The sequence below is a fragment of the Kitasatospora sp. NPDC057015 genome (assembly GCF_042673745.1).
GTDB lineage: Bacteria > Actinomycetota > Actinomycetes > Streptomycetales > Streptomycetaceae > Kitasatospora.
This window is the reverse complement of sequence record NZ_JBHUSG010000018.1, coordinates 52,322-60,455: the sequence shown is the minus strand read 5'-3', so window position 1 is coordinate 60,455 and position 8,134 is coordinate 52,322. Positions and strand designations below refer to the sequence as shown.

General features: G+C 74.2%; 9 protein-coding genes and 5 tRNA genes. 8 read left to right on the top strand and 6 right to left on the bottom strand.

Features of this window, described 5'->3' with window-relative positions; genetic code table 11:
• The first annotated feature begins 160 nt into the window (after positions 1-160).
• Positions 161-928, top strand: coding sequence for a 3'-5' exonuclease (locus tag ACFTWP_RS18960; RefSeq protein WP_380265744.1), 768 nt, complete (start codon positions 161-163; stop codon positions 926-928).
• A gap of 75 nt (positions 929-1,003) precedes the next feature.
• Here the strand turns inward: ACFTWP_RS18960 and ACFTWP_RS18955 are convergent.
• A tRNA-Val gene (locus ACFTWP_RS18955) sits at positions 1,004-1,075 on the bottom strand.
• Between the two features lie 135 nt (positions 1,076-1,210).
• Positions 1,211-1,672, bottom strand: a complete 462-nt coding sequence (locus ACFTWP_RS18950; protein ID WP_380265743.1) for a TIGR02611 family protein — start codon at positions 1,670-1,672, stop codon at positions 1,211-1,213.
• Between the two features lie 195 nt (positions 1,673-1,867).
• Here ACFTWP_RS18950 and ACFTWP_RS18945 point away from each other — a divergent pair, with 195 nt between their 5' ends.
• Positions 1,868-2,281 (top strand): SsgA family sporulation/cell division regulator, encoded by a 414-nt coding sequence (locus tag ACFTWP_RS18945; protein ID WP_030056266.1) that lies wholly within the window; start codon positions 1,868-1,870, stop codon positions 2,279-2,281.
• 336 nt (positions 2,282-2,617) lie between these two features.
• A complete protein-coding gene (locus ACFTWP_RS18940) occupies positions 2,618-3,187 on the top strand; it encodes a CGNR zinc finger domain-containing protein (protein WP_380265742.1) in 570 nt (189 codons plus the stop codon).
• A 37-nt stretch (positions 3,188-3,224) separates the two neighbouring features.
• On the opposite strand, the gene ACFTWP_RS18935 is transcribed toward ACFTWP_RS18940, so the two are convergent.
• Entirely contained in the window at positions 3,225-3,689 is a 465-nt protein-coding gene (locus ACFTWP_RS18935) for a hypothetical protein (RefSeq protein ID WP_380265741.1), read from the bottom strand.
• A 106-nt stretch (positions 3,690-3,795) separates the two neighbouring features.
• On the opposite strand from ACFTWP_RS18935, the gene ACFTWP_RS18930 reads away from it, so the two are divergent.
• On the top strand, positions 3,796-4,296 hold the full coding sequence (locus ACFTWP_RS18930; RefSeq protein WP_380265740.1) for a DsbA family protein: 501 nt from the start codon (positions 3,796-3,798) through the stop codon (positions 4,294-4,296).
• Positions 4,297-4,303: 7 nt separating this feature from the next.
• On the opposite strand, the gene ACFTWP_RS18925 is transcribed toward ACFTWP_RS18930, so the two are convergent.
• The 3 genes from ACFTWP_RS18925 to ACFTWP_RS18915 all read right to left on the bottom strand — a co-directional run bounded on the left by ACFTWP_RS18925 (position 4,304) and on the right by ACFTWP_RS18915 (position 7,308).
• Positions 4,304-5,146, bottom strand: coding sequence for a GNAT family N-acetyltransferase (locus ACFTWP_RS18925; RefSeq protein WP_380265739.1), 843 nt, complete (start codon positions 5,144-5,146; stop codon positions 4,304-4,306).
• Positions 5,147-5,310: 164 nt separating this feature from the next.
• Positions 5,311-6,126, bottom strand: coding sequence for an aminotransferase class IV (locus ACFTWP_RS18920; RefSeq protein ID WP_380265738.1), 816 nt, complete (start codon positions 6,124-6,126; stop codon positions 5,311-5,313).
• A 132-nt stretch (positions 6,127-6,258) separates the two neighbouring features.
• Positions 6,259-7,308, bottom strand: a complete 1,050-nt coding sequence (locus ACFTWP_RS18915) for a chorismate-binding protein (protein ID WP_380265737.1) — start codon at positions 7,306-7,308, stop codon at positions 6,259-6,261.
• A 318-nt stretch (positions 7,309-7,626) separates the two neighbouring features.
• Here ACFTWP_RS18915 and ACFTWP_RS18910 point away from each other — a divergent pair.
• From ACFTWP_RS18910 to ACFTWP_RS18895, 4 genes are all read left to right on the top strand, one after another.
• A tRNA-Gly gene (locus ACFTWP_RS18910) sits at positions 7,627-7,699 on the top strand.
• A gap of 40 nt (positions 7,700-7,739) precedes the next feature.
• A tRNA-Cys gene (locus tag ACFTWP_RS18905) sits at positions 7,740-7,813 on the top strand.
• 33 nt (positions 7,814-7,846) lie between these two features.
• A tRNA-Val gene (locus tag ACFTWP_RS18900) sits at positions 7,847-7,918 on the top strand.
• Between the two features lie 40 nt (positions 7,919-7,958).
• Positions 7,959-8,030: transfer RNA gene (locus tag ACFTWP_RS18895), tRNA-Val, on the top strand.
• Positions 8,031-8,134: the final 104 nt, after the last annotated feature.

Genomic DNA, 8,134 nt, shown 5'->3' with positions numbered 1-8,134 from the left:
CCCGGCGCCAACCGGCTCCCCCCCCGCAACCGCGGGGTAACCACCCCCCCCGCCGGGCCCCGGGGGGGGCCCCGGCCGGGCCGCGCCGCCCCCCCCGCCCGGTCCGTCCGGCTCCGGTTGAGAGCCCGCAGTTCCTGAGGGCAGTACCTGAGGGGCAGTCATGCAGCAGCAGTGGTTCACGGGCCCGCTCGCCTCCTTCGACACCGAGACCACCGGCGTGGACGTCGAGACCGATCGCATCGTCTCCGCCGCCCTGGTCGTCCAACTCGCGCCCGGCGCCGCGCCGCAGGCCACGAACTGGCTGGCCGACCCCGGGGTGCCGATCCCGGACGGCGCCCGCGCCGTGCACGGCATCACCGACGAACGGGTCCGCGCCGACGGCCGGCCGCCGCGCACCGTGGTGGCCGAGATCGCCCGCGCGCTCGGCGAGCAGGCGCGGGCCGGCACGCCGGTGGTGGTGATGAACGCGCCGTACGACCTGACGCTGCTGGACCGCGAGTTGCGCCGCCACCGGGGCCTCACGCTGGCCGACTGCCTGGGCCCGGCCGAGCTGGTGATACTGGATCCGCGGGTGCTCGACAAGCACGTCGACCGCTATCGCAAGGGCCGCCGCACACTGACCGACCTGTGCGCGCACTACGGCGTCGAGCTGGCCGGCGCGCACGACGCCTCGGCCGACGCGACGGCGGCGATGGGCCTGGTCCGCACGCTGGCCGGCCGCTACCCGGGGGCGCTCGGCGCGCTCAGCCCGGCCGAACTGCACCTGCGGCAGCGGGTCTGGCACGCGGCGCAGGCCCGCGGGCTGCAGAACTGGTTCGACCGCTCGGGCACTCCGGAGCGGGTCGACCTCTCCTGGCCGTTGCGCCCGGCGCGGTGCTCCTGCGGGCGCCGGCTCTCCCCCGAGCACCGCTGCGAGGCCGCGGCGTGACATGCGACAGGCCCCGACCGGTATTCCGATCGGGGCCTGTGCGCTGCCGGTTGGGAACCAACCGTGCTGTCCGGGTGGGCGATACTGGGATCGAACCAGTGACCCCTTCGGTGTGAACGAAGTGCTCTCCCGCTGAGCTAATCGCCCGGGTGCAGGGAAAACATTACCGCATCCCGAAGGCTGCTCCGAACACCCCTCGCCGTCCCCGTCGCCGCACCCTCGCCGGCCCGGTCGCCGCACCCTCGCCGCACCCCGTCGCCGGGGCCGGCCGGGCGGCGCGGATCAGCCCACCTTCCAGGGCATGGTGAACCCGTACTTCCACAGGTACCAGCCGCCCAGCCCGGCGATCACCGCCAGGCCGATCGCGGTCAGCGTGAGGTTGCGGCGCCGGACCCTGGGGTCCATCGCCTTCTGCGCGGCCTCGGCCACCTTGTGCCTGGTCCAGCGAAGGGCCAGCTGGGCCCAGACGAACTCGGTCGCCCAGATGCCCATCCCCAGGAAGATCACCACCCAGCCCGGCCCGGGCAGCGGCAGCATGACCACACCGAGCACCACCACCGCCAGACCGGCCAGGAAGACCACCACCTGCCAGCTCAGGTGCAGCGGCCGCGACCGCCTGATGAACAGCGGCGCCCTGGACCCCAGCGGCCGGCCCCCGTCCTGCGCTTCCGGCACGCCCCCGCCCGCCCCCGTCACGTCCTGCACGGCCTCACCCGTTCCCGCGTTGTCGCTTCGTACAGTCATGCCAGGAAAGTAGCCGAGAACCGGGCCCGGTAATCGGTCGCCCTCCGCTCCGGAGCGATTCCGCAATGCGCCGGAAGGGGTACGACTCGCCCTCGAATCGGGACAGAGGGGTTTACATCGGTCGTGGAGGTGGGATGGTCCGTTCGCCGACGTGCGATTCCCCGAGCGCACACTGAGCGAAAGGCCATGGCGCTTATGAACACCACGGTCAGCTGCGAGCTGCACCTGCGCCTCATCGTGTCCAGCGAGTCCTCGCTGCCCGTCCCCGCGGGCCTGCGCTACGACACCGCCGACCCCTATGCCGTGCACGCCACCTTCCACACCGGTGCCGACGAGACCGTGGAGTGGGTGTTCGCCCGAGATCTCCTTGCGGAGGGGCTGCACCGACCCACCGGTACCGGCGACGTCCGGGTGTGGCCCTCGCGCAGTCACGGGCAGGGAGTGGTCTGCATCGCGCTGAGCTCTCCGGAAGGAGAAGCCCTGCTGGAGGCCCCGGCCCGCGCGCTTGAGTCGTTTCTCAAGCGAACGGACGCCGCCGTGCCACCCGGCACCGAACACCGTCACTTCGACCTCGACCGGGAGCTGTCGCACATCCTCGCCGAAAGCTGACCCCGCCGCAGGGCTCCGCCCCGCCTCCGCGCGAGGTGGTGACCCCTGCCGTACCGCGGCCGTCCTACTCGGGGGCACGGTCGCACGTCTCGCCGCGCACCACGCGGCCTCGGGGCCGGTCCCCGGTCCGCTCCCACGGGGGCGGACCGGGGTTCCGGAAGCGCCCGGCACCGGCGCCGGCCACCCGTCACGGGTGGCCGGCCGCTCTGCGGCCCGGCCCCGGCACCGATCCCGCCGCGACCGGGCCATCCGCGGCGGGGGCCGGAGCCCGGTAAGGTCTGGGGTGACTGTCGACGCGGGTGTCCGAGGGCCCCCGCCGCGCGAGGAGCCCCCCACGTGCTGATCACCCATGACACCGAGTGCGCACTGAGCATTCTGGTCGAGCTCCTCAACACCTCGCCGGAGGCCTGCGGCAGCGAGCTGCTGCCGGACGTGGCCGCGCTCGACGCCTTCGTGGTGCGACAGGAGATCAGCGAGATCGACTCGCTCACCCCTGCCGACCTGCGCGTCGTCCAGCGGCTGCGCGGCCGGCTGCGGGACGTGTTCTCGGCCGGGACCACCGACGAGGCCGCCGAGCTGGTGAACGGCGTCGTCGCCGCCGCCGGCACCACGCCCCGGCTGACCAATCACGACCACCACGGCTGGCACATCCACTACTTCGCCCCGCACGCCGCCCTCGGCGACCACCTCGCGGCCGAGCTCGGGATGGCCCTCGCGTTCATCGTGATGGCGGGCGAGCGGGAGCGACTGCGCAACTGCGAGGCGCCGGACTGCGCGCGGGTCTTCGTCGACCTCTCCCGCAACCGCTCGCGCCGCTACTGCGACAGCCGGACCTGCGGCAACCGTCTGCACGTCGCCGCCTACCGGGCCCGCCAGCGCTCCGCCGAGACGGTGCCGAGCGCCTGAGCCGGCCCCACCCGGGCCCCCGCGCCGCCGCACCCGCTCAGATGCCGCGCTTGCGGAGGATCTCCTCGACGTCGGCGAAGTCGCCCAGGCCGTCGTCCGCGCCCCCGGTCGCCTTCGGACCGCGGCTCGCCGGAGGCCGGGCGCCGGTGACCGCAGGGCGCTCCGGCCCGGCTCCGGGCGCCGCCGGGCGGGCGGCACCCCGCTCCTCGCCGAGACGGCGACGGGCGACCCGGTGGCAGCCCAGCAGCAGGACGGCGGAGACCACGAGCAGCACGATCCCGGTCCACACCCGGGGATCGAAGACCAGGGCGGTCGCCCAGTCCGCGATCTCCTGGCCGATCGTCCGCGCGACCGGGTAGAGCCCGGTCAGGTACAGGCCGGCCGGCAGCAGCGCCACGGCGAACCACCGGGTGGCCGAGAGGTAGCGCCGCCGGTGGACGGCCAGCCCGGCGACGACCAATCCGGCCGCCGACAGTCCGTAGGCCACCGCCGCCGTCAGCACGACGGCCCCGGTACGCGCTCGTCGGTCCTGGACATCAGGCCTCCCGTTCGCGTCGCCCGGGCGCACCGCTCCCTGGCGGGACGCCCACTAGTGGAACACTGGGGGCATGATCGATGGTTCCCTCCCCCGCCTCGAGTTCTGGTGCGAACTCCAGTGTCCGGACTGCCGCACCGCCCTGGACGACGTCCGCGCCCTGCGCGCCGAGTACGGCGACGCGCTGACGGTCGAGCTGCGGCACTTCCCGCTGGAGAAGCACAAGCACGCGTACGCCGCCGCGCAGGCCGCCGAGGAGGCGTTCGCCCAGGGCCTCGGCTGGCCCTACGTGGAGGCGCTGCTGGCCAGGGTGGACGAGCTGGGCACCGGTGGTGAGGCGCTGCTCGTCGAGGTCGCGCGGGAGACCGGGCTGGACGCCGAGGAGGTCGAGCTCGCCCTGATCGACGGCCGGCACACCCTGATCGTGGACGCCGACCAGGCCGAGGGCAAGGCGATCGGGGTCAGCGGCACGCCGACCTACGTGATCGCCGGGCAGCGGCTCGACGGCGGGCAGAGCCAGGACGGCCTGCGCGCCCGGATCACCGCCCTCGTCGAGCAGCACCGGGGCGCCTGACCCGCCGTCACAGCAGTGGCTTGCCGAGGACCCGGTTGGTGACCCGGTAGCCGAGCGAGGTGTAGAGCCCGATCGCCACCCCGTTGCCGGTGAACACGTTCAGGCCCAGGTCGTGCGCCCCGGTGTCCAGGCACTCGCGCTCGGCGAGCAGCATCAGGGTGCGGCCGTGGCCCCGGCCCCGCTGCTCCGGGGCCACCTCGACCGTCATCACCCAGGCCAGCGGCCGGCCGTCGGGGAGGTCCCGCTGGTGCAGCGCGACCCAGAGGGTCCCGAGCACCGCGCCGTCCGTCCCGTACAGCTCGCGCAGGGCCACGCCGGGGGTCGCGTGGCCCTGCGGCAGCAGGTGCCGGTGGTCGGCGTCGGACTTGGCGCGGGCCTGCTCCTCGGAGAGCCCCGAGCCGCACAGGTCGTGGACGTAGCCGGCCTTGGCCTCGTCCAGCCAGGCCGGGTAGCGGGCTGCGTCGACCGGGCGCGCGACGACGCCCGGCGGCAGCCCCGGAGCGGCCGTGAGCCGCTTGGTCATGTTGCGCATCCGCTCGGTGTACCCGAGTGCCTCGGCCAGCCGGAGGGCGCCCGTGGCCGCCTCGGGGACGTCCGCGTCGACCCGGGTGCAGCCCCAGCCGCGCAGCACCTCCTCGGCCGCGAGGACGCCGACGGTGGCGCGCCCGCGCCGGCGCCCCTCCCAGACCTCCAGCTCGGAGATGTCCCCCCAGCACTGGTCCCCGCGCGGGGTCGCCGTGGTGCGCAGGGCACCGACCGGCCGTCCGTTGGCGCAGATCTGCCAGCGGCGGGTCCGGCCGCCGCCCGCGGCCGGGGTCTCCGGGCTCACCGGACGCAGCGTGGTCGTCATGCCGAAGTCCCTTCCCCGCCCTCCGGCGGTTCTACCCCGCCGGACGCGGCGGGAACGGCGGACCGGACGGGAACGTCCGCCCGGAGCGGACCGGCGGACGGCGGACGCGGACGGGGGCCGTCCGCCGTTCCCGCCCGCGTGCCGCCGACCCTGCTCCGTCGAGCTCAGGGGTCGAGGTCGTCGGCGCTGCGCTCGGTGAACCGGATCATGGCCTTGGCGGTGACCGGGCCCGGGCCGGGCAGCTCGCGGCCGTCGATCCGGGTGACCGCCTGGACGTCGCGCAGGGTGGAGGTCAGGAAGACCTCCTCGGCCTCCTCCAGGGCGGACATCGGCAGGTCGACCTCCTCGGCCTCGCACCAGTCCACCACCAGCTGCCGGGTGATGCCGGCCAGGCAGCCGGACCGGAGCGCCGGGGTGAGCAGACGGCCGCGGAGGACGACGAAGACGTTGGACCCGGTGCCCTCGCAGAGCTGTCCGGCGGTGTTGGCGAAGAGCGCCTCGGTGGCCCCCTCCCGGTGCGCGGCGGCGAGGGCGACGACGTTCTCGGCGTACGAGGTGGTCTTGAGGCCGGCCACGGCACTGTGCTCGTTGCGCCGCCACGGGACGGTGACCACGGCGGTGGTGTCGGCCCGGCGGGCGGCGGTGCCGAGCGCCGCCACCAGGCTGGTGCCCTGGTCGCCGCGCTCGGAGCCGAGCGGCGCGGGGCCGCCGGTGTACGTGAGGCGCAGGCGCCCGAGCGGCATCGGGTTGGCGCGCAGCACCTGCTCGCAGGCCTCGCGGACCAGGTCGTGGTCGGGGTCGGGCAGGCCGAGGCCGCGGGCGGAGCGGGTCAGGCGCTCCAGGTGGCGGGTGAGCGCGAAGAGCCGGCCGTCCTCGGCCTTGACGGTCTCGAAGACGCCGTCACCGGTGGTGAGTCCGTGGTCGAGGACGGAGACGGTGGCGGCGTCGGTGGCGACCAGTGAGCCGTTGACCCAGATCATCGGAGGCTGCTCCTCGGGTGGGGTGAGGGTGGGTGCCGCAGGGCGCTGCGGGGTCGGTGCTGCTGGTGGGACTGCGGGCGGGGCCGATCGGTGCCCCGGGCCGGACGTTGCCCGGGCCAGTCGGTGCACGGGCTAATCGGTGCCCGGGCCAGACGCTATCGCGACCAGCCGGGCCGCCTTGAGTTCGGTCTCGTCCCACTCGCGCGCGGGGTCGGACTCCCAGGTGATGCCGGCGCCGGTGCCGAAGCGCAGGACGGGCGCCGCGGCGTCGGTCCGGTCGATCCAGAACGTCCGGATGCCGACCGCGAGTTCGCCCTCCCCGCGATCGGCGTCGACCCAGCCGACGGCGCCGCAGTAGGGGCCGCGCGGCGCCCGCTCCAGCGCCTCGATGATCCGCAGGGCACTGGACTTGGGGGCGCCGGTGACCGAGCCGGGCGGGAAGGTCGCACCGAAGAGCTCCGGCCAGCCCGCGCCCTCGCGCAGGGTGCCCCGGACGGTCGAGACCAGATGGACCAGCCCGGGGTGCTTCTCCACCGCGCAGAGGTCGGGGACGGTGACCGAGCCGGTCGCGCAGACGCGTCCGAGGTCGTTGCGGACCAGGTCGACGATCATCACGTTCTCGGCGTGGTCCTTCTCCAGCAGGTCGTGCTCGGTCCGGCCGGTGCCCTTGATCGGCCCGGAGGAGACGACCCGGCCGTCGCGGCGCAGGAAGAGCTCCGGGGAGGCGGTGGCGATCTCCACGCCGTGGCCGGGCAGCCGCACGGTGCCGGCGTACGGGGCGGGGTTGCCGTGGGCGAGGAGCCCGGTGAGGGCGTCGACGTCGCTGCGGGCGGGGTCGGGGAGCGGCGCGGAGAGCACCCGGCAGAGGTTGGCCTGGTAGACCTCGCCGGCGGCTATGTGCTCGCGGATGCGCTGCACGCCGGCCGTGTAGGCGTCCCGGTCCAGGGAGCTGTGCCAGCTGTCGGGGTGCGGCCCGTGCCAGCCCCCGGTGCGCGGCGGCGCGGGCGCGGGGCGGACCCGGTCGAACCGGGCGCAGGTGAGGCGGCCCTCGAAGTCGTACGCGACGGCCCAGAAGCCGGCGGAGTCGAGGGCGGCCGGATCCGAGGTGACGTCACGCAGCCCGGTGGCGAGGCGGCCGCCGAAGCGGGCGAGCGGGCTGGGGGGAAGGGCTGGGCCGGACACGGTGCTCCTGCGCGGATTCGGTCTGTGCCGCGCGGACGGTGGGCGCGGCGGAAGGGCTGGTCTGCGGTGCCTGAAGTGTAGGTCCGGGGGCGCGGGGACCGCGGGCGCGCCCGGTGTGCGGGCGGCGGGCGCCGGGGGCGCGGCCCGGCCCGGGGCACCGGGCGGGAGGGTCCGCGCGGGCTGACGGATCACCACCCGGGGGCCATCCCCGCGGCACGCTGCGGGAACGGATTTTTAGCTGGCCCGGGAATCCGCTAGAGTTCAACACGTCGCCAGGGAGCGCAGCCGAAGAAAAGCGGTGAAGCCCCCGGGAGACAGGCGGACGTGGCTCAGTTGGTAGAGCATCACCTTGCCAAGGTGAGGGTCGCGAGTTCGAATCTCGTCGTCCGCTCGACGAAGGACAGTGTAAGATCGCCCTTCGAGTGTTGCCTGGTGGAGTGGCCGAGAGGCGAGGCAACGGCCTGCAAAGCCGTCTACACGGGTTCAAATCCCGTCTCCACCTCCAAGAGGTGCCCCTGGTACGCCAGGAGCCCTCCCCGCGCGATTAGCTCAGCGGGAGAGCACTACCTTGACACGGTAGGGGTCACTGGTTCAATCCCAGTATCGCGCACTCGATCCCCTCGGGGTTCGCCGTAGTACCGCCTCACCAGGCGCGATTAGCTCAGCGGGAGAGCACTACCTTGACACGGTAGGGGTCACTGGTTCAATCCCAGTATCGCGCACTCGGACCTCTCGGGGTTCGCCGTAGTACCGCCTCACCAGGCGCGATTAGCTCAGCGGGAGAGCACTACCTTGACACGGTAGGGGTCACTGGTTCAATCCCAGT